The 19,440-nt window shown below is 74.6% G+C and carries 17 protein-coding genes and 1 riboswitch; of the genes, 8 read left to right on the top strand and 9 right to left on the bottom strand.

The window, feature by feature from the left end:
* Positions 1-6 precede the first annotated feature (6 nt).
* Positions 7-1,062, bottom strand: coding sequence for a 2,3-butanediol dehydrogenase (locus ASG36_RS11760; protein ID WP_055763944.1), 1,056 nt, complete (start codon positions 1,060-1,062; stop codon positions 7-9).
* A gap of 10 nt (positions 1,063-1,072) precedes the next feature.
* Complete coding sequence (locus ASG36_RS11765; RefSeq protein ID WP_055763945.1) at positions 1,073-2,893, bottom strand: NAD(P)/FAD-dependent oxidoreductase; 1,821 nt, start codon at positions 2,891-2,893, stop codon at positions 1,073-1,075.
* A gap of 123 nt (positions 2,894-3,016) precedes the next feature.
* On the opposite strand from ASG36_RS11765, the gene ASG36_RS11770 reads away from it, so the two are divergent.
* Positions 3,017-4,210 carry a GAF domain-containing protein gene (locus ASG36_RS11770; RefSeq protein WP_235494899.1) on the top strand — a complete coding sequence of 398 codons (1,194 nt, stop codon included), beginning with the start codon at positions 3,017-3,019 and terminating at the stop codon, positions 4,208-4,210.
* On the opposite strand, the gene ASG36_RS11775 is transcribed toward ASG36_RS11770, so the two are convergent.
* Together ASG36_RS11775 and ASG36_RS23010 are read right to left on the bottom strand one after the other, a co-directional pair.
* Positions 4,170-5,015, bottom strand: a complete 846-nt coding sequence (locus ASG36_RS11775) for a YhjD/YihY/BrkB family envelope integrity protein (RefSeq protein ID WP_082523130.1) — start codon at positions 5,013-5,015, stop codon at positions 4,170-4,172. The two genes, ASG36_RS11770 and ASG36_RS11775, sit on opposite strands and share 41 nt — an antisense overlap.
* Positions 5,016-5,061: 46 nt before the next feature.
* Positions 5,062-7,092, bottom strand: a complete 2,031-nt coding sequence (locus ASG36_RS23010) for a glycogen debranching N-terminal domain-containing protein (protein WP_055763949.1) — start codon at positions 7,090-7,092, stop codon at positions 5,062-5,064.
* A 146-nt stretch (positions 7,093-7,238) separates the two neighbouring features.
* On the opposite strand from ASG36_RS23010, the gene ASG36_RS11785 reads away from it, so the two are divergent.
* Genes ASG36_RS11785 through ASG36_RS11800 form a run of 4 tightly spaced genes read left to right on the top strand, consistent with a single transcriptional unit; the run spans position 7,239 to position 11,699 of the window.
* Entirely contained in the window at positions 7,239-8,309 is a 1,071-nt protein-coding gene (locus ASG36_RS11785; protein WP_055763951.1) for a substrate-binding domain-containing protein, read from the top strand.
* Between the two features lie 54 nt (positions 8,310-8,363).
* The gene (locus ASG36_RS11790; protein WP_055763953.1) at positions 8,364-9,602 is read left to right on the top strand and encodes an extracellular solute-binding protein; all 1,239 of its coding nucleotides are present in this window, start codon (positions 8,364-8,366) and stop codon (positions 9,600-9,602) included.
* A gap of 41 nt (positions 9,603-9,643) precedes the next feature.
* Positions 9,644-10,765, top strand: coding sequence for a carbohydrate ABC transporter permease (locus ASG36_RS11795; RefSeq protein ID WP_200944445.1), 1,122 nt, complete (start codon positions 9,644-9,646; stop codon positions 10,763-10,765).
* Positions 10,766-10,772: 7 nt separating this feature from the next.
* Positions 10,773-11,699, top strand: coding sequence for a carbohydrate ABC transporter permease (locus ASG36_RS11800; protein WP_082523030.1), 927 nt, complete (start codon positions 10,773-10,775; stop codon positions 11,697-11,699).
* A gap of 78 nt (positions 11,700-11,777) precedes the next feature.
* Here the strand turns inward: ASG36_RS11800 and ASG36_RS11805 are convergent, their stop codons facing one another.
* The 4 genes from ASG36_RS11805 to ASG36_RS11820 form a co-directional block, all read right to left on the bottom strand.
* Positions 11,778-12,893 carry an NDMA-dependent alcohol dehydrogenase gene (locus ASG36_RS11805; protein ID WP_055763956.1) on the bottom strand — a complete coding sequence of 372 codons (1,116 nt, stop codon included), beginning with the start codon at positions 12,891-12,893 and terminating at the stop codon, positions 11,778-11,780.
* A gap of 136 nt (positions 12,894-13,029) precedes the next feature.
* Entirely contained in the window at positions 13,030-14,541 is a 1,512-nt protein-coding gene (locus tag ASG36_RS11810; protein WP_055763958.1) for an NAD(P)/FAD-dependent oxidoreductase, read from the bottom strand.
* The gene (locus ASG36_RS11815; RefSeq protein ID WP_157498773.1) at positions 14,538-14,996 is read right to left on the bottom strand and encodes a GNAT family N-acetyltransferase; all 459 of its coding nucleotides are present in this window, start codon (positions 14,994-14,996) and stop codon (positions 14,538-14,540) included. The genes ASG36_RS11810 and ASG36_RS11815 overlap by 4 nt, the downstream gene beginning before the upstream one ends.
* Before the next feature lie 4 nt (positions 14,997-15,000).
* Complete coding sequence (locus tag ASG36_RS11820; RefSeq protein WP_055763960.1) at positions 15,001-15,519, bottom strand: hypothetical protein; 519 nt, start codon at positions 15,517-15,519, stop codon at positions 15,001-15,003.
* A gap of 201 nt (positions 15,520-15,720) precedes the next feature.
* A riboswitch (cyclic di-AMP (ydaO/yuaA leader) is annotated at positions 15,721-15,874 on the top strand.
* Between the two features lie 30 nt (positions 15,875-15,904).
* Here ASG36_RS11820 and ASG36_RS11825 point away from each other — a divergent pair.
* The 3 genes from ASG36_RS11825 to ASG36_RS11835 all read left to right on the top strand — a co-directional run bounded on the left by ASG36_RS11825 (position 15,905) and on the right by ASG36_RS11835 (position 18,968).
* Positions 15,905-17,056, top strand: a complete 1,152-nt coding sequence (locus ASG36_RS11825; RefSeq protein ID WP_235494901.1) for a C40 family peptidase — start codon at positions 15,905-15,907, stop codon at positions 17,054-17,056.
* Between the two features lie 114 nt (positions 17,057-17,170).
* The gene (locus tag ASG36_RS11830) at positions 17,171-17,515 is read left to right on the top strand and encodes a DUF3817 domain-containing protein (protein WP_235494903.1); all 345 of its coding nucleotides are present in this window, start codon (positions 17,171-17,173) and stop codon (positions 17,513-17,515) included.
* 10 nt (positions 17,516-17,525) lie between these two features.
* Positions 17,526-18,968, top strand: coding sequence for a serine hydrolase (locus ASG36_RS11835; protein WP_082523032.1), 1,443 nt, complete (start codon positions 17,526-17,528; stop codon positions 18,966-18,968).
* Here ASG36_RS11835 and ASG36_RS11840 read toward each other — a convergent pair.
* A complete protein-coding gene (locus ASG36_RS11840) occupies positions 18,920-19,438 on the bottom strand; it encodes a hypothetical protein (protein WP_082523033.1) in 519 nt (172 codons plus the stop codon). The two genes, ASG36_RS11835 and ASG36_RS11840, sit on opposite strands and share 49 nt — an antisense overlap.
* Between the last annotated feature and the right edge of the window lie 2 nt (positions 19,439-19,440).

Consider the following 19,440-nt stretch of genomic DNA (forward strand, 5'->3'; position numbering starts at 1 on the left):
GGCGGGTCAGGGGTGGACGAGGATCTTCACCTGGGTGTCGTTGTGGTGCACCAGGGTCTGGAAGCCCTGCTCCACCAGGTCGCCGAGGTCGATCCGGGCGGTGATGAAGGGGGCCAGGTCGACCTTCCCGCTGCGGACCAGCTCGATCGTCGCGGGGTGGTCGCCGGCGTAGGCGATCGTGCCGCGCAGGTCGATCTCCTTCAGCACCAGCTTCTGCAGGTCCACGGCGGGTCGGTGGCCCCAGATGGACACGTTCACGACCACCGCGGTCGGCTTCACGGCGTCCAGGAGCGTGTCCAGGACGGCGTCCACGCTGGAGCACTCGAACGCGACGTCGGCCCCCCGGCCACCGGTGAGTTCCCGGACCCGGTCGCCCACCGACCCCTCGGTCGGGTCCAGCACGTGCGCGGCGACCCCGGTCTCGCGTGCCTTGGCCTTCCGGGCGGCGCTGACCTCGGTGACCACCACGGTGAGCCCCTCGGCAGTGAGGACGGCGGCGAGCAGCAGCCCGATCGGGCCGGCACCGCCGATGAGCGCGCCGTCCCCGGCCACCGCGCCGCTGCGCCGGTAGGCGTGGTGGCCGACCGCCAGCGGCTCGATCAGCGCGGCCTGGTCCAGCGGGATGTCCCCGACCGGGTGCACCCACCGCCTCGCGACGACGACCTTCTCGCTCAGCCCGCCGCCCCGGCCGCCCAGCCCGATGAAGTTCATGTCCTTCGACAGCTGGTAGGACTGCCCGGGCGTGGTGTCGACGCCGTCGGCGATGACGTAGGGCTCCACGACCACGGAGTCACCCACGGCGAGGTCGGTGACGCCCTCGCCGAGGGCGCTCACCGTGCCGGAGAACTCGTGGCCCATCGTGATCGGTGCGCTCTCGCCCGAGACCGGGTGCGGGTGCCCGGCCGGCGGGATGAAGATCGGCCCCTCCAGGTACTCGTGCAGGTCGCTGCCGCAGATCCCGCACCAGGCGACGTCGATGGCCACGTGCCCCGGCCGGAGCTCCGGCTCCGGGATGTCCTCGACCCGGATGTCCTCCCGGCCGTGCCAGCGTGCTGCCCTCATGGCGTGCCCCTCAGCTCGTGTGGTGCACGGCGGCCGGCTCGGACACCGGCGTCGGGATGCCCTCGTACCGGGCCTTGAGCTGCAGGGCGAGGTAGAGGGAGTAGTGCCGGGACTGGTGCAGGTTGCCGCCGTGCATCCACAGGTGCGGGACGGCGGTCGGCTTCCACATGTTGCGCTGCTCGCCCTCCCACGGACCGGGGTCCTTGGTCGTGTCCGACCCGAGTCCCCAGACCTTGCCGAGCCGGTCGGCGGTCTCCTGGTCGATCAGGTCGGCCACCCAGCCGTTCATCGAGTCGTAGCCGGTGGCGTAGACGACCAGGTCGGCCGGCAGCGTGGTCCCGTCCTCGAGCACGACGGCGTCCTCGGTCAGCTCGCGCACCTGACCGGCGACCAGGTGCACCGACCCGTCGGCGATGAGCTCGGAGGCCCCCACGTCGATGTAGTAGCCCGAGCCGCGCCGCAGGTACTTGAGGAACAGACCGCTGTCGTCGTCGCCGAAGTCCAGCTGGAAGCCCGCGGCCTCCAGCCGGGCGTAGAAGTCCGCGTCGTCGATGCGGATCTGGTCGTAGAGCGGCTTCTGGAACTCGCCCATGATCCGGTAGGGCAGGGACGCGAAGGTCAGGTCGGCCTTCGTCGTGGTCACCCCGGCCGCGGCCGCGCTCTCGGAGTACAGCCCCTCCATCGTGCCCAGCAGCGAGTGGCTGGTGACGATGTGCGTGGAGCTGCGCTGCACCATCGTGACGTCGGCGCCGTTCTCCCAGAGCGCGGCGCAGATGTCGTGCGCGGAGTTGTTGGACCCCACGACGACGACGTTCTTCCCGCGGTAGGACTCCGGACCGGCGTGGGCCGAGGAGTGCTGCTGCTCGCCGCGGAACCGGTCCATCCCGGGGAAGTCGGGCATCCGGGCCTTGCCGCTCATGCCGGTGGCGAACACGAGCTCGGTGGGGTGCATCGTCAGCTGTTCGCCGTCCCGGGTGAGCTGGACCGTCCAGGTGCCGGCGGCCTCGTCGAAGGAGGCGGAGTCGACGGTCGTCGAGGACCAGTAGTCGATCTCCATGACCTTCACGTACATCTCGAGCCAGTCGGCGATCTTGTCCTTCGGCGCGAACACCGGCCAGTTCGCCGGGAACGGCAGGTAGGGCAGGTGGTCGTACCAGACCGGGTCGTGCAGGCAGAGGGACTTGTACCGGCTGCGCCACTGGTCCCCGGGCCGGGCGTACCGGTCCACGACGATCGTGGGGACGTCGAGCTGGCGCAGCCGGGCGCCCAGCGCGATGCCGCCCTGCCCGCCGCCGATCACCAGCACGTACGGCTGTCGGGTCCGGCCCAGCTCGGCGAACTCGGCGTCCCGCTCCTCCAGCCAGGTGCGGCGCTCCTTGTTCGCGCCGTGTTCGGCACCGCGCGGTCGGTCGGCGCCGGAGCGCTCCTCGTGGCCGGTCAGCTCGTAGAGCGTGGTGAGCAGCGTCCAGGCCCGGCCGTCGGTCAGCCGCAGGTGCCCGCGGCCCCGGCCGACTGCGGTGCCGAACTCGATCCAGGCCTCGTCGACGCCGTCCGCGGCGGTCGGCTCCTCGCCGTCGGCGACCCGGAAGCCGGTCGGGTCCACCCGGTCCAGCACCTCGACCAGCCGGGCCCGGACGGCGTCCTGGCCCTCGGCGGTGGTGATGTTCCAGGTGAAGGAGACCAGGTCGCGCCAGAAGCAGGTGGGGGCGAACAGCTCGACGGCGGCGTCCACGTCCCGCGCGGTCAGCGCGGTCTGGAACGCCGCGAGCCAGGCCTGCACCCGCTCGGCCGGGGTCTGCGTGCCGGATGGGCGTTCGAGCGTCTGGGTCATGCCGTCCTCCGTCTCCGGGCGGCCGCGTCGCCGCCCTCAGGAGGCAGTGCACCGGTTCGGGGACGTCGCCGGGAGGGTTGCACGGGGTTGCGCCGGAGGTGGCCGGGGTCACACCCTGGGGGAGTGACCCGACCCCTCATCGACGCCTCGTGGCGACGGGTCGCGGCTGCCGGGGTCGACCGCGGGGGGACGACGGCGCCGGCCGTGCTCCCCGGTGCCGAGGTCGCCCGCAGGGTCGCCTCGGGTCCGCTGGCCCCGATGATCCCCGTGCTGCGCGAGCGGTTGGAGCCGGTGGCGCGGGCGTGCGGTCAGCTGCTGGTGGTCACCGACGTCGACGGGCGGGTGCTCTGGCAGGCCGGCGCCCCGGAGATCCGGCGCGGGGCGGACGCGCTGGGCTTCGTGCCCGGCGCTGCCTGGGGCGAGCGGTCGGTGGGCACCAACGCGATCGGCACCTGCCTGGTGCTGGGTGCTCCGGTGGGCGTGCACGGCGACGAGCACTTCGTCGACGGCCACCAGCGCTGGACCTGCGCGGCGGCCCCGCTGCGCGACCCGGTGGGCGGTGAGCTGCTGGGTGTCGTGGACCTGTCCGGCCCGGCCCGCAGCGCGCACCCGGGCACCGTCGCGCTGGTCGCCGCCGTCGCCGCACTGGCCGAGCACGAGCTGCGGGCCACCCACGACCGGTCGCTGGAGCAGCTGCGTCGGGTGGCCGCCCCGGTGCTGGCCCGGGTGGGCGGCCGGGCGCTGGTCGTGGGTCCGGACGGCGCCACCGCGGCGGTGACCGGCTTCAGCGGTCCGCCCCGGGTGCACCTGCCCGAGACCCTGGACGCCGGTCGGTTGCTGCTGCCCGCGCTGGGGCTGTGCCGCGTCGAGCCGCTGCCCGGTGGCTGGCTGGTCCGGCTGGACGACGCCGAGGACGAGATGCCGGCCACCCGGCTCACGCTGGACCTCACCGGGGACCGTCCGCGGCTGACCGTGGCGGCGGGATCGGGCTCCTGGCAGGACGTGCTCGGGCTGCGGCACGCGGAGATGCTGCTGGCCCTGGCCCGCGCGCCGCTGGGCCGGTCGGCCGCCGAGCTCGCCGACGACCTGTTCGCCGACCCCACCCGCACGGTCACCGTGCGGGCCGAGGTGTCCCGGTTGCGGCGCACCGCCGGCCCGGTGCTGGCGACCCGGCCCTATCGGCTGGCCGAGGGGGTCGTGGCGGAGGTCCTCCGGCCCGCCGACCCGTCCACGCTGCTGCCCGGCTCGGTGGCCCCGGTGGTGGCCCGGGAGCGGCTCAGTCGACCAGTGCCAGCCGGCGGTCCAGCGCCTGGGTGAACAGCCACCCGGCGATGACCACCAGGTGCAGCAGGAACAGCCACAGCCCCAGCGCGACCATCCCGCCGATCACCTCGAGCCCGCCGAACGGCGCGCCCAGCGACAGCGGGAGGGCCAGGAACAGGGTGAACCCCTGCAGGAAGCCCGACAGCGACGCCGCGGTGAAGAACGCCCCGACGAGCACCGCCCGCCAGGGCAGCATCCCGGCCGCCACCACCCGGAACCCCCAGACCAGGGGGCCGACCAGGACGAACAGCACCGCGTAGAAGCCGACGGCGACCGACGCCAGACCGGCCCCGAACCCACCGGTCCGCTGCAGGTCGGCCAGCACCGGGACCACCAGCAGCAACGGGTAGAGCAGCACCGGGGTCACCAGCAGCAGCGGGACGACGGCCAGCCGGCCCCGCCACCCGGTGAAGGTGTCGCGCTCGTCGGTGAAGCGCAGCAGCGCGCGGCGCAGGCCCTCGCCGTAGAAGGTCATCGGGATGAGCGCGAGCACCCCGCCCAGCAGGCTCAACCGGGTGCCGGCCTCGGCCAGGCGGGCCAGGGCGTCCGGGGCGCCCAGCTCGTCGGGCAGGATGCCGCCCAGCTCGGCCAGGTAGCCGCGCACGGCCTCGGGGCTGGTCCACAGCGAGGTCAGCGCCAGCGCCAGCAGCAACAGCGGGACGACGGAGATCCCGGCGTAGAAGGTCAGCCCCGCCGCGATCAGCGACAGGTCGCGCCCGCGCAGCCCGCGCCGGACCGAGCGCATGAGGAAGTCGGCCTCGCTGCGCCACCGGGCGTGCCAGGACGGGCCGGTGGTCATCGTGTCCACTCCACCACCCCGCGCCCGGCGGCGCCCAGCGAACGGGTCAGCCCAGGACGACCTCACCGGAGAAGCCGGTCACCTCGACCTCGCCGGACGCCGTGACGGCCACGGTCACCGCGTCGTCCCCGACGCGCAGGCCCTCGACCCGCACCGCACCCAGCGGTGCCGGGCGCAGCGGGGCCACGGTCAACCGCCCGGCCGGCACGTCGGGGCGCAGCCCGAGCACCGCGGACAGCACCGCCACCGCGGCCGCGGCCGACCAGGCCTGCGGGCGGCAGGACGCCGGGTAGGCCAGCGCGTGCCGGACGTCGGCGGAGGAGTCCCCGGCGAACAGCTCGGGCAGCCGCCAGTCGAAGGACTCCCCGGCCGCCAGCACCCCCCGGGCCAGCGACCCGGCGACCGCGCCGTGCCCGTCGCGGGCGAGCCCGGTGATCGCGATCGCGGTGTCGTGCGGCCAGACCGAGCCGCAGTGGTAGGTCAGCGGGCCGTAGCCGCCGGCGGTGGTGGCCATGGTGCGCAGCCCGAACCCGGAGTCCATCGACGCCGAGCCGACCCGGGCGGCCACCGCGGCGGACTCCGCGGCGTCCAGCAGCCCCGAGCCGAGCAGGTGGGCGATGTTGGAGGTCGGGGCGTCGACCGGGGTCTTGGTGCCGTCCAGCGCGATCGCCGGGTACGGCCCCTCGTCGTCGGCGACCCAGAACGCGTCGCGGAACCGCTTGGCCAGGTCGGCGGCGTAGGCCCGCCACCGGTCGGCGCCCGGCCGGCCGAAGGCCTCCAGCAGCGCCGCCCCGCCCAGCGCCGCCTCGTGCGCGTAGGCCTGTGCCTCGCACAGCGCGATCGGCCCCTCGGCGATCCGGCCGTCGGCGAAGCGCACCGAGTCGTGGCTGTCCTTCCAGCCCTGGTTGGCCAGCCCCGCGCCGGAGCGGTCCAGGTACTCCAGGAAGCCGTCGCCGTCCGGGTCGCCGTCGGTGGCCAGCCACTCCAGGGCGCGCTCGAGCGGGTCGAGCAGCTCGGTGACCACCGCGGGGTCCAGACCCCAGCGCCAGGCGTCGTGCAGCAGGCAGACCCACAGCGGTGTGGCGTCGATGGTGCCGAAGTAGACCGGCGGCAGGAACGGCGTCGTGCCCTCCTCGGCCACCGGTGGCCGGCGGATCTCGTGCAGGATCTTCCCGGGCTCCTCCCCGGTGGCGTCGTCGCGGCGGGTGCCCTGCCGGGCGGCCAGCGTGCGCAGCGTCCCGGCGGCCAGCTCGGTGCCCAGCGGCAGCAGCAACCGCGCCGTCCACAGGCTGTCCCGGCCGAAGAGGGTCAGGTACCAGGGCGCCCCGGCGGCGGTGAAGACGTCCTCCGGTGCGGTGGTCGTGACCATCCGCAGCCCGGCCAGGTCCTCCAGCGACTGCGTGAGCAGGGTGGCCAGCCGGTGGTCGTCGGCGGTCACCGTCGGGGTGGCCCAGCTGTGTGCGGTGGGCGGTGCGGCGGTCACGCCCCCGGGGTCGGTGACGGTGAGCGACCAGGTCACCTCCACGGCGTCCCGCGGGGGGACGACGACCGACCAGTGCAGCTCGCCCACGTCCCCGGCCGGCTCCAGCCCCGGCACCTCGACCTGCACCCCGCGCCCGGCCCACCCGCCGCCCGACGGCGTGACCAGGGAGCGCGCGGAACCGCTCTTGACCTCCTCGACGGTGGCCAGGTCGGTGCCCAGGGTCAGCACCACCTCGGCCGCCACCGGCTCGGCCGCCGTGGACACCAGCCGCAGGGTCTCGGTGAGCCCGTCGGCGGTGAGCACCCGGCTGGTCTCCAGCCGCACGGTCGGGTCGGGCCCGGCGTCCCCCAGCCCGCGGAGGACGGCGACGTGCCGGCTGTGCCCGGGGGCCGTGCTGCCGCCCCCGATGCCGTCGGGGACCAGCCCGGCGACGGTCACGGTGCGCACCGACAGCGCCCGGATGTCGCCGCAGAACACGCCCTCGGCGCCCTGCCCGCGCACCGCGCCGTCCCGGGCCGACAGCACGGTGACCGGGGCCCGCAGGCACACGTCGAGCTCGTGCACGGTCGGCTGCAGACCCGGGGTGCTCGTCATTCGACCGATCCAACCCGACCCGCCCCGCAGCGTGCAACAAGCGCCCTTCTCGTCAGGGCTGCACTTGACAGCGGTGTTGACCGGGGCGCACTGTGCCAGCGGTCACTTAGACCGTTCCAATACGACCGGGGAGGGAGTCGGATCCGATGCACGAGGACCACCGGCCCACCCTGGCGTCGGTCGCCGCGGCCGCCCAGGTCTCCAAGCAGACCGTCAGCAACGTGCTCAACGCCCCGCACCTGGTCAGCGAGTCGACCCTGGAGCGGGTGCAGGGCGTGATCGACGAGGTCGGCTACCGCCCGCTGCGCGCGGCCCAGCAGATGCGCAGCAACCGCTCCCAGCTGATCGGCATGCGCATCGAGCCGGTCCGCGAGGGCATCGGAGGCATCGTCCTCGACCAGTTCCTGCACGCGCTGACCGCCAGCGCCGAGGAGTCCGGGCACCGCCTGGTGCTCTTCACCGCCGGGCACGCCGAGGCCGAGGTCGCCGCCTACGACGAGCTGGTCGCCTCCTTCGCCGTCGACGCCTTCGTGCTCACCGGCACCTCGCACGGCGACCCCCGCACCGCCTGGCTGCGCCGCCGCCGGCTGCCGGTGGCCAGCTTCGGCCGGCCCTGGGATGACGCCGCGGGGCGCAGCTGGGTCGACATCGACGGAGCCGCCGGCACCCGCGCCGCCGTCGAGCACCTCCTGGCGCAGGGCCACACCCGGATCGCCTTCCTCGGCTGGCCCGTCGGCTCGGGCACCGGCGACGACCGGCGGGCCGGCTGGGCGGACGCGATGTCCTCGGCCGGCCTGTCCACCACCGGCCTGGACGCCGGGCTCCCCGACGACCCGGCCGTCGCCCAGGCCGCGGCGCTGGGCCTCGTCGCCGCCCGCGGCGTCACCGCGCTGGTCTGCGCCTCGGACTCCCTGGCCCTCGGCGCCCTGGGCGCCGTCCGCGAACTGGGCCGCGAGCCCGGCACCGACGTGGCCGTCGTCGGGTTCGACGACAGCCCGGTCGCCGCCGCCATCGGGCTGTCCTCGATCGCCCAGCCGGTCGCCGCGGCCGCCGCGGCCTGCATCGACCTGCTCCGTGCCCAGCTCGACCCGGGCCCCGGGGACGCCGCGACCGACGAACCGGTGCTGCTGGCACCGCGCCTCGTCGTCCGGGCGTCCTCGGTCCGCGGTGCCGGGTCGGCGCCCACCGCCACCCCACCGGTCCTGCCCGCTCCCTGACCCCCGACCGGCGGCACCGATGCCGCCGGCCCCTCGACGAGGAGGAACCCCCGAGTGAGACACCCCATCCGCCGGTCCGCACAGGCGGCCGTCGCCGTCGCCACCCTGAGCCTGGCCACCGCCTGCGGTGGCGGGTTCGACGACTCCGCCGAGCAGCAGGACTCCGGCAGCGCCTCGCTCACCATGCTCATCGCCAGCTCCGGGGACGCCGAGACCCAGGCCGTGCAGGCCCAGGTGGACGCCTACGAGCAGGAGTCGGGCAACACCGTGGACCTGCAGGTCGCCGCCGACCTCTCCCAGGAGCTCGCCCAGGGCTTCGCCGGCGGCAACCCGCCCGACGTGTTCTACCTCGACGCCAGCCGACTGGCCGACCAGGCCGACGCCGGCAACCTGTACCCCTACCTGGACCAGGTCGACGACCTCGACGACTTCTACCCGAACCTGGTCGACGCGTTCACCTACGACGGCACCCAGTACTGCCTGCCCAAGGACTTCTCCACCCTCGCCCTGGAGATCAACGACGCCGCGTGGTCGGCCGCCGGGCTCACCGAGGCCGACTACCCGACCACGTGGGAGGAGCTGTCCACGGTCGCCCGGACGCTCACCACCGGCGGGCAGACCGGCCTGGTCATCGGCGACACCCGGGACCGGGTCGGGGCCTTCATGACCCAGGCCGGGGGCTGGTTCCTCAACGAGGACGGCAGCGAGGTCACCACCGACAGCCCGGAGAACCTCGAGGCGCTGCAGTACGTGCAGGAGAACCTGGCCGCGGGCTCCTTCGCCTACCCGAGCGCGGTCGACGCGGGCTGGGGCGGCGAGGCGTTCGGCACCGGCAAGGCCGCGATGACCATCGAGGGCAACTGGCTGGTCGGTGCGATGGAGGCCGACTACCCCGACGTCGGCTACACCGTCGTCCCGCTGCCCGAGGGCCCCGGCGGCGCCGGCACCCTGTCCTTCACCAACTGCCTGGCGGTCGCTGCCGACAGCGACGCGCAGGACGCCGCGGTCGACCTGGCCACCTACCTGACCAGCGCGGACGCGATGACCGCGCTGACCCAGGACACCGGTGTGCTGCCCTCCCGGCAGTCCCTGGCCGACGCCTACCTCGAGCAGTTCCCCGAGCGGCAGGCCTACGTCGACGGTGCCGAGTTCGCCCAGGGCCCGGTCAACGCCCCCGGCGTGGAGCAGGTGCTGATCGACTTCGACAGCCAGCTCGGCGGCCTGGCCACCGGTGACCCGCAGGCGATCCTGGAGTCCACCCAGACCAACCTCGAGCAGGCGATCGGCGGATGACCGCCGTCCCGGCTCCCGCGGGGGGCCTCGCGACGAGCCCCGTGCGGGAGCCGGGGCGCACCCGCAGGAGGCGCTCGTCGGGCCAGAACGCCGCCGGCTGGGCGTTCAGCGCCCCGCAGGTCGTGCTCGTCGGGCTCTTCGTGCTCATCCCGATCGCGATGGCGTTCTGGGTCAGCCTCACCGACTGGCGCGGCCGCGGCTCGCCGTTCAGCACCGGGGTCGGGTTCGTCGGCTTCGACAACTACGCCACGATCCTCACCGAGCCCGGCCTCCCGCGGCAGGACTTCATGACCTCGCTGCGCAACAACGCCTGGTACGTGGTGTTCGTCGTCCCGCTGCAGACGGCGATCGCGCTGGGCCTGGCGCTGGTGCTCAACAGCAAGATCCGGGCCAAGAGCTTCTTCCGGACGGCGTTCTACTTCCCCACCGTCACCAGCTCGGTCGCCATCAGCCTGGTCTTCATCTTCCTGTTCACCGGCGGCGGCGCGGTCAACGGCCTGCTGGGCCTGGTCGGCATCGACGGGCCCAACTGGTTCAGCGACTCCCGCGGGCTGCTGCACCTGGCCGGCGACGGCCTCGGCCTCTGGGACGCCTCGAACCCGCCGGCTGCCCTCACCGACGGCGGCCCGCTCGGGCTCTCCTGGTGGGACTGGCTGTCCGGCCCCTCGATCGCGCTCGCCGCGCTGATCCTGCTGGTGGTCTGGACCTCGGCCGGTGGCTACATGCTGATGTTCCTGGCCGCGCTGCAGGACGTGCCCGCCGACGTGCAGGAGGCCGCCCGGATGGACGGCGCCAACGCCTGGCAGCGGTTCCGCAACGTGACCCTGCCGGCGCTGCGGCCCACGCTGTTCCTGGTGACGACGCTGGGGCTGATCGGCACCTGGCAGGTGTTCGACCAGGTGTACCTGATCAGCCAGGGCAACCCGGCCAAGACGACCCTGACCCCGGCCTACCTGAGCTACACCTCGGCCTTCGAGACCGGACAGTGGGGCCGGGCCGCGGCGATGTCGTTCGTGCTGTTCGCGATCATCGTCGTGCTCACCACGGTCCAGCGCTACGTCATGCGCGACAAGGACGCGATCGCGGAGAAGAAGGCGGCCAGGGCCGCCCAGCGCCGCCGGTCGTCCTCCTCGCGCACCACCTTCTTCCACGCCGGCCGGTGAGGCGACGATGACCACCACGATCCCGACCACGCCGGGCAACGCCGCGGGCCTGCCCACCTCCGCCGACGGCACCAGCCCGCCGGCCCGCCCGAGCACCGGCCGCGGACCGGGCCGGCAGATCGGCCGGTTCCTGGCCTACGTCGTCCTGGTCTTCTTCTCGATCGTCTACCTGTACCCGTTCCTCATCCAGATCGTCACGTCGTTCAAGACCGACACCGACGCGACCAACTCCCCGCTGACCCTGCTGCCCGACCCGGTCACCACCGCGGCGTTCAGCCGGCTCTTCGACACCCAGTTCCCGCTGTGGGCGTTCAACTCGGTGTGGGTCGCGGTGCTGGTCACCGCCGGGCGGGTGTTCCTCTGCTCGCTGGCCGGCTACGCGCTGGCCCGGCTGCGCTTCCGGGGCCGCTCGGCGCTGTTCACCGCCGTCCTCGCGGTCATGGCCGTGCCCAGCGTCGTACTGCTCATCCCGAAGTTCCTGGTGCTCAACCAGCTCGGCATCTACGACACCCCGGTGGCGCTGTTCCTGCCGCTGGTCGCCGATGCCGCCGGCGTCTTCATCATGAAGCAGTTCTTCGAGTCGGTGCCGGCCTCGATCGAGGAGGCCGCCCGGATCGACGGCGCCAGCACCTTCCGGGTGTTCTGGTCGGTGGTGCTGCCGATGGCCCGGCCCGCGCTGATCACCCTGACGATCCTGAGCTTCCAGGCCTCCTGGAACGAGCTGCCGCACTTCATCGTCGCCAGCCAGGACCGCGACCTCTACACCCTCACCAAGGGCGTCGCGACGCTCACCACCGGCCAGCTGGGCTCGGGCAACCAGTTCCCGCTCACCCTGGGTGCCGCGCTGCTGATGACCATCCCGGTCGCGATCGTGTTCTTCGTCTTCCAGCGCTACTTCGTCGCCGGCGCCAACGAGGGCGGCGTCAAGGGCTGACCCGGGCGCCCCGGCAAAGGAACCTCTGCACCCCCTCCACAGCTCGATGGGGGGTGCAGAGGTTCCTTCGTCGGGGGGTCAGTCGGCGTGGACCAGCAGGCCGCGGATCGTCTCGCCGGCGGCCTGGTCGGCGAAGCCCTGGCCGAGCTGGTCCAGGGAGTACCGCCGGGTGATCATCCGGTCGAGCTCGAGCTTCCCCTCCTGGGCCATCCGCAGCAGCATCGGCACGTCGCGGTGGGCGTTGCAGCTGCCGAACAGCGCGCCCTGCACCCGGTGCTCGTAGACGGTGAGCCCGTTGCCCATCAGCGCGACGGTGACGTCGGTGCCGAGGTCGGCGAGCGCGGTGAGCACCAGGGTGGCGCCCTTGCCCAGGCAGCGGACGGCGCTGCGGGTGGTGTCGGCGTCCAGGGCGCCCACGGTGAGGACGACGACGTCCGCGCCGTTGCCCCGGGTGAGCTCGCGGGCGAGCTTGGCGGCCGACCGGGTGTCCTCGACGGCGTGGGTGGCCCCGACGGACTGGGCGAACTCGCGGCGGAAGGCGACCGGGTCGACGGCGATGACGTGCGAGGCGCCGGCGTGCACCGCGCCCTGCACCGCGTTGGCACCCACCCCGCCGCAACCGACCACGACGACGGTGTCCCCGGGCCGGGTGCCGCCGGCGTAGACCGCCGAGCCCCAACCGGTGGGCACGCTGCAGGCCATCAGGGCGGCGGTGTCCAGCGGCAGCCAGGGGTCGATCCGGATGCAGGAGGCCTCGCTCAGCAGCGAGTGCCGGGCGAACGCGCCGACCATGCAGAACCCGCCGAGCGGCTCGCCGTCCAGCCGGAAGGGCCAGGTGCCGGTGGGCAGCTGACCGGTGGCGATGGTGGCGCCCAGGTCGCACAGGTTGGACCGGCCCGACGCGCACCAGCGGCAGATCCCGCAGGCCGGCAGGAAGCTGGCGACGACGTGGTCCCCGGGGGCCACCCGGCTCACGCCCGGCCCCACCGCCAGGACGACGCCGGACCCCTCGTGCCCGCCGACGATCGGGTACCGGCCACCGGCGTTGGCGTGCCGCAGGTGCTCGTCGGAGTGGCACAGCCCCGCGTAGGCCATCTCCACCAGCACCTCGCCCGGCCCCGGGTCAGCGACCTCCAGGGTCACGAGCTCGTACTGTCCGCCCTCGCCACGCAGCACCGCGCCGGTCGTCTCCACGCGCTGTGTCTAACAGCCCCGCCCCCCGCGGCGTCGATCAGCTGGGACGACCACCGTGCGTCCTCAGCCACCGGCGTCGGTGGAGGAGGACGCACTCTGGTCGTCGACCCTGATCAACGCCGCGGGCGGGGGAGGGTCAGCCCAGGAGGTGCCGGGCGGCGGCGTACCCGCCCAGGCCGCTGACGGCGCCACCGCGCACGGTCCCGCCGGACGACGCCGCGACGACCCGGGGGTGCCCGGTGGCCGCGCCCCAGGTGCCCGCCGGCTGGGCCTCGGTGGCCACCGGCCAGGCCAGGTCGCCGTGGAAGATGTGCCCGCCCGGCATGGCGAGGGAGGCCTCCACGTCCAGCGGGGACGACGCCTGCAGGCACGGCCGGCCCTCGGCGTCGGTGGCGAGCACGTCGGCCAGCGGCTCGGCCAGCTGGGCGTCGAGCTGCGCGACGACCCGGCGCACGGCCTCGTCCCGGGTGCCCACCGGGTCGGCGGTGAACAGGTCGGCCGGGGTGTGCAGCCCGAAGACGGTGAGCGTGTGCAGCCCGGTGTCGCCGATGATCGAGGGGTCGGTGAGGGAGTGGCAGTAGACCTCGAACGGGATGAGGTCGGGCAGCGCACCGGCGGCGGCCTGCGCGTACGCGGCGTCGATCTGCCCGGCCGCCTCGTCGACGTGGCAGGTGCCGCCGAAGGCCACCGCGGGGTCCAGGCCGGAGCGCAGCCGGGGGAGCCGGGTGAGCACCGTGTTGACCTTGAGCTGGGCGCCCACCGGGCGGGGTGCGGGGGCGGCGCCGGTGAGCTCGTCGAGCACCGCGGGGGCGCAGCCAGCGACCACGTGCCCGGCGTCCACGGCGTGCGTCGTCCCGTCGTCGTCGGTCCAGTGCACGGTCGCCCCGTCGTCCCGGGTCTCGACGGCGGTGACCGTCGCCCGGGTGGCGAACTCGGCGCCGGCCCGGCGGGCGGAGGCGGCCATGGCGCCGCTGACCGCGCCCATGCCCCCGACCGGCACCCGCCAGAGGCCGGTCCCGTTGCCGACCAGGTGGTAGAGGAAGCAGCGGCCGGCCAGGCCGTCGGCGGCGTGCACGTCGGCGAAGGTGCCGATCAGCCCGTCGGTGAGCGCGACACCCCGGGTGACGTCGTGGTCGAGGTGGTCGGCGACGACGTCGGCGAGCGGGCGTTCGACCAGGTCGCGGTAGAGCTGGGGGTCGCGCAGCCGGGACTCCAGCTCCGCCCGGGTCGGCAGCGGCTCGACGAGGGTGGGGGAGAGGTCCTCGGCCAGCGTGGTCAGCCGGCCGTAGAGGCGCTGCCAGCCGGCCCACTCGGCGTCGGAGCCGGTGAGTGCCCGGAACGAGTCCGGCTCCACCAGCAGCGCCCGGTCATCGAGCAGGGTCGCGGAGTGCACCGACCGGTCGGCCAGGGTGAGGCCGAGGTCCAGGTCGGCGGCGATCCGGTCGGGCAGCAGGCTGACCAGGTAGCTGTAGGCCGAGAGCCGGACGTCGACCCCGGGGAACACCTGCTCGCTGACCGCGGCCCCGCCCACACCGGCCCGGCGTTCGAGCACCAGCACCGAGCGGCCCGCGCGGGCCAGGTAGGCAGCGGCGACCAGGCCGTTGTGCCCGCCCCCCACGACCACGACGTCGTACCGGGCGGCGGTCACGGCAGCTCCTTCTCGTAGTAGCGGGACCACTCGTCGGGCTCGTCCAGGTAGTGGCCGAAGGCCTCGATGGGCCGGTAGCCCGACCGCTCGTAGAGCGCGATCGCCTCGTGCTGGAGCGGGCCGGTCTCCAGGCGCAGCGTGTGCCACCCGCGCTCGGCGGCGGTCGCCTCGAGCCCGGTGAGCACCAGCCGGGACAGTCCTCGACCCCGGGCGGCGGGGACGACGTACATCCGCTTCAGCTCGGCCGCACCGGGCTCCAGCGGGCGCAGCGCCCCGCAGCCGACCGGGGTGCCGTCGTCCTCGCGCAGCAGCAGGACCACCGCGACGTCCTCGGCCGTGGGCGGGGTGCCGGACTCGCCCCGGCCGTCGTACCGCTCGCGCAGCTCGGCCTGCTGGGCGTCGGACAGGGCCTGCACCCGAGGGTCGGCCCAGGTGGTGGCGGTCAACGTCGGCACCCGGTCATCCTGCCCGGTCGACCCGCTGCAGCAGCCCCCAGACCAGGAGCGCCCGGGTGCCGTCGGGCAGGGCCACCACGTCCCGGGTGGGGACGTCGGGGGGCTCGAGGACGGCGCCCTCCACCGCGGCGACGTCGTCGAGCACGTGCTCCCACACGAGGAGGCCGGACGGCGCGGGGGAGCCGGGGCCCCGCACCAGCTGCTCGCGGAGCACCTGCCCGCCCGGCCCGGACACGACCTCCCAGCGCAGCGTCGGCCACAACGGGAGCACCCACTGCCGGACCACGAGCTCGAGGTCCCCCCAGGGACGCGCGGCGGTGCTCTCCGGCGGGCCGAGCACCGCGGCGTGCCGGTCACCCCGCCGGGCCGAGTGCTGCAGCGTCTGCCACCGGGTGTGCGCGGCGTGCGCCTGCGCCCGGGTGGCGCCCAGCCGGGGCAGTGCGGCAGCGACGAGGTCGGGCCGCACGTCGGCCATCCGGCGGAGCAGCACGAGGCAGAACTCGCGGCGCGCCAGTCCCTGCACGGAGGCATCTCCTCACCCGTTGTGAGCGTGTTCACCGGACCCGGGTGCGGAAGTCCACAAAAGGGGTCTCGGCGGTTGTCACGAACGTATTACGCACCTACCGTCGGCCCGTCCGGACGGATCGTTCCGTCGCCTCCCCTGGGTGACACCGACCGGACGCCGCCGAACCGCACGCCCCTCGTGAGCACCACCGGCACCACCGCGCAGCCCCCGCTGCGCACCGAGGAGCAGCGGACCGGGGACCCACCGCAGCACTGGGGTGAAGCACGCACCGACCCACCCAGGGTCGACGTGCCGGGCGAACTTCCCGTCCGAATCCGTCAGCTAACCCGGTAGGCGGCTCGTTGGAAGAAAGGACCACCCGCCGCACATGGCGAGTTCCAGCATGCCCGCGCGTCGCCCCGCCCTCCGGGGGCGTCGCGCTGCGATCACCCTCCTCGCCGCTGCCGGGGTCGTCCTGACCTCCACGCCGGCCCTCGCCGCACCGGACACCACGGACGCGCCGAGCACCTCGTCCGCCCCGGCCGAGCCGACCACCGCCGCCGAGGCCGCCCAGCTCATCGCCGACAAGGGCCACGAGCTCGAGGTCGTCACCGAGGACTTCAACACCGCCCGGGAAGAGCTCCTGCTCGACCAGGCCGCCGCCGACCAGGCCGCCGCCGACGCCGCGGCCGCGCAGAGCGCCTACAGCCAGGCCCAGCAGTCGGTCACCAGCGTGGCGCGCACCGCCTACACCGGCGACACCCAGCTCGGCTCGCTGCAGGCGATGCTGACCAGCGGGTCGGCCAGCGAGTTCGTCGACCGGGTCTCCACCCTCGACGTCCTCGGCGCCCACAACACCGACGTGCTCACCTCGGCGCAGGCCGCCAACGACACTGCCGCGCAGGCCCAGGCCGCCGCGCAGCAGACCGCGGCCGACGCCCAGGCCCAGCTGGACAGCGTGACCGCCCAGCAGGAGTCCCTGAACGCGCAGATCGCCGAGTACCAGGCCGAGTACGCCGCGCTGTCGGCCCAGGAGCAGGCCGCCGCCGCGGCTGCTGCTGCCGCGGCCGCCGCCGCAGCTGCCCCGGCCACCACCGAGAGCAGCGCGTCGTCGTCCTCGTCCTCGTCCTCGAGCAGCTCGGCCAGTGCCCCGGCCGCCAGCTCCTCGGCGTCCGGCGGCAGTGCGGTGACCGCCAACAGCGCCGCCGCGCAGATCGCCGTCGACACCGCCATGGCGCAGCGCGGCGACCCGTACGTGTGGGCCGCCTCCGGGCCGAACAGCTTCGACTGCTCGGGCCTGGTGCAGTACGCCTACGCCGCCGCCGGCATCTCGCTGCCGCACTCCTCGCGGATGCAGGCCTCGATGGGCCAGGCCGTCTCCCGCGCCGACCTGCAGCCCGGTGACCTGATCGCCTTCTACAGCCCGGTCAGCCACATCGGCATCTACATCGGCAACGGCCAGATGGTGCACGCGCCCACCTCGGGTGACGTCGTCAAGGTCGCCAGCATCGACACGATGGGCTCCATCACCGCGATGCGTCGCCTCGCCGGCTGACCCAGCCGACACCTCCCACCGCCCCGGTCACCTGATGGTGACCGGGGCGGTGTGCTGTCGGGAGGTCGGTCACACCCGGGGACCCTCCCGGGCTGCGCGCCGTTGGGACCTGTCGTGAGCGCCCTGACCGAGCCCCGCACCGTTGCCCGCCTCTTCCGCGTCGTCGCGTTGGCCGAGGCGGTGACCTGGGCGCTGCTGCTGGCCGGCATGTTCGTCAAGTGGGTGCTGGGCACCTCCGAGGTCGGCGTCCAGGTGGCCGGGCCGATCCACGGCGCGGTCTTCGTCGGCTACGTGGCGGTGTCGTTCCTGGCCTGGCGGGTGCTGCGCTGGGACCTCCGGACCGCGGCGCTGGCGCTGATCGCCTCGGTCCCGCCGTTCACCACGATCTGGTTCGAGCGCTGGGCCGCCCGCACCGGCCGGCTGCCGCTCGGGGAGACCGTCGCGCGCACGGCTGGCTAGCCTGCGGGACATGGTCGAGCCCACCCCCGTCGCACCCACCACGGCCCGCACCCTGCTGGCCCGCACCGCCCGGGTGCAGCGCGACGGGCGGGCCCCCAGCCTGGTCGCCGGTGTCGTCCGGGACGGCGGGCTGGCGTGGTCGGCCGGCCGCGGGGGCGTCGCCGACCCGCACACCGACGTGCAGTACCGGCTCGGCTCGATCAGCAAGACCGTCACCGCCGTCGTGGTCATGCGGCTGCGCGACGAGGGCCGGCTCGGCCTGGGCGACCCGCTGGAGGCGCACGTCCCCGGCACCCCGTTCGGTGACCGCACGGTCGGCCAGCTGCTCTCGCACCTGGCCGGGGCCTCCAGCGAGAGCCCCGGCGGGTGGTGGGAGCGGGTCCCCGGCGGGTCGTTGGAGGACCTCGCGCTGGCCCCCGAGCACGTGGTGCTCGGTGCGGCCCGCCGCTTCCACTACTCCAACCTCGGCTTCGGCCTGCTCGGTGAGCTCGTCGCCCGGCACCGCGGGACGTCCTGGGCCGAGGCCGTCACCGGGGAGGTGCTCGGCCCCCTGGGGATGAGCCGGACGACGCCGCGACCCTCCGGCGTCGCCGCCCGGGGGAGCGCGGTGCACCCGTGGGCCGACGTCGTCCTGCCCGAGCCCGAGCACGACGCCGGCGTCATGGACGCCGCCGGCCAGCTCTGGGCCACGCTGACCGACCTGGGCCGGTTCGCCGCCTTCCTGCTCGGTGACACCGGTGACGTGCTCTCCCCGGCGACGCTGGCCGAGATGAGCGAGCCGGCCGGGGTGGACTCCTCGTCGGCCGGGTGGTCGGCCTACGGGCTGGGTCTGCAGGTCGTGCGGGCCGACGGCGCGACGCTGGTCGGGCACGGCGGCTCGATGCCCGGCTTCCTCGCCGGGGTGTTCGTGGACCGCGCCGAGCAGACCGGTGCGGTGATGCTGGCCAACACCACGAGCGGGCTGGACCCGCTGGTGCCCGGGCTGCTGGCCGACCTGCGGGCCGCCGAGCCCCGGGTGGTCGAGGCCTGGTCCCCGGAGGCCCCGCCGGTGCCGCTGGCCGATCTCGGCGTCTGGTTCTGGGGCCCGGCGCCGCACGTGCTGCGCGCCCAGGCCGGTGGCCTGCTGCACCTGGGGCCGCTGCCCGGGCGGGGAGGCCGGGCCAGCCGGTTCGCCCGTCGTCCCGACGGCTCGTGGGTCGGCCTGGACGGCTACTACGCGGGGGAGACCCTGCGGATCGCCGCCGACCACCTCGACCTGGCGACCTTCACCTTCACCCGGCAGCCCTACGACCCCGCCGCCCCCGTCCCCGGCGGCGTCGACGAGCGCGGCTGGACCCCCCCCCTGACGAGGAACGCCCTCCCCGTCAGGAGACCTGACGAGGAGGGCGCTTCGTGCAGCAGGGGTCAGGCGCGGTCGAGGGCCGCCAGGGTGGAGTGGGTGGCGAAGCCGTAGGCCAGGTGCGGGACGACGTCGGCCGCCCAGTCGGTGGCCGACCAGGTGCGCGGGTCGCTGATGCCCAGGGCCGCCATCGGGCCGTTGGCCGCGACCAGCGCGCCGACGCCGGCGACGAGACCGCCGACCAGCGGGTTCGGCCGGAAGCCCAGGGCCCGGGCCAGCCCGGCCAGGGCACCCACGCCGACGCCGGCGACGATCCCGGTCAGCGGGCCGAGCCCGGAGACCCGGTTGTCGCGGGTGTCGCCCTCGCCGGGGATCTCCACGTGTGCCTTCTCGGCCAGCTTCTCCACCGTCTGCTCGGGGGTGGAGCTCGTGCCGCGGCCGCGGGCGGTCATGTCCAGGTAGGTCACCGTGTTCAACACGGTCGTGCCGGTCGCACCGGCGGCCGCGCCGCGGAGCAGCCAGCCCCCGGTGGAGATGCCGCGCTTGCCCTTGCCGATCGCACCCAGAGGGGTCTGCTTTGCCATGG

Source organism: Geodermatophilus sp. Leaf369, assembly GCF_001424455.1.
Lineage (GTDB): Bacteria > Actinomycetota > Actinomycetes > Mycobacteriales > Geodermatophilaceae > Klenkia.

Excerpts from the sequence above, each read along its gene's own strand:
- ASG36_RS11760 (WP_055763944.1), bottom strand. The coding sequence starts at position 1,062 with ATGAGGGCAGCACGCTGGCACGGCCGGGAGGACATCCGGGTCGAGGAC.
- ASG36_RS11765 (WP_055763945.1), bottom strand. The coding sequence starts at position 2,893 with ATGACCCAGACGCTCGAACGCCCATCCGGCACGCAGACCCCGGCCGAG.
- ASG36_RS11775 (WP_082523130.1), bottom strand. The coding sequence starts at position 5,015 with ATGACCACCGGCCCGTCCTGGCACGCCCGGTGGCGCAGCGAGGCCGAC.
- ASG36_RS23010 (WP_055763949.1), bottom strand. The coding sequence starts at position 7,092 with ATGACGAGCACCCCGGGTCTGCAGCCGACCGTGCACGAGCTCGACGTG.
- ASG36_RS11785 (WP_055763951.1), top strand. The coding sequence starts at position 7,239 with ATGCACGAGGACCACCGGCCCACCCTGGCGTCGGTCGCCGCGGCCGCC.
- ASG36_RS11800 (WP_082523030.1), top strand. The coding sequence starts at position 10,773 with ATGACCACCACGATCCCGACCACGCCGGGCAACGCCGCGGGCCTGCCC.
- ASG36_RS11825 (WP_235494901.1), top strand. The coding sequence starts at position 15,905 with ATGCCCGCGCGTCGCCCCGCCCTCCGGGGGCGTCGCGCTGCGATCACC.
- ASG36_RS11835 (WP_082523032.1), top strand. The coding sequence starts at position 17,526 with ATGGTCGAGCCCACCCCCGTCGCACCCACCACGGCCCGCACCCTGCTG.
- ASG36_RS11840 (WP_082523033.1), bottom strand. The coding sequence starts at position 19,438 with ATGGCAAAGCAGACCCCTCTGGGTGCGATCGGCAAGGGCAAGCGCGGC.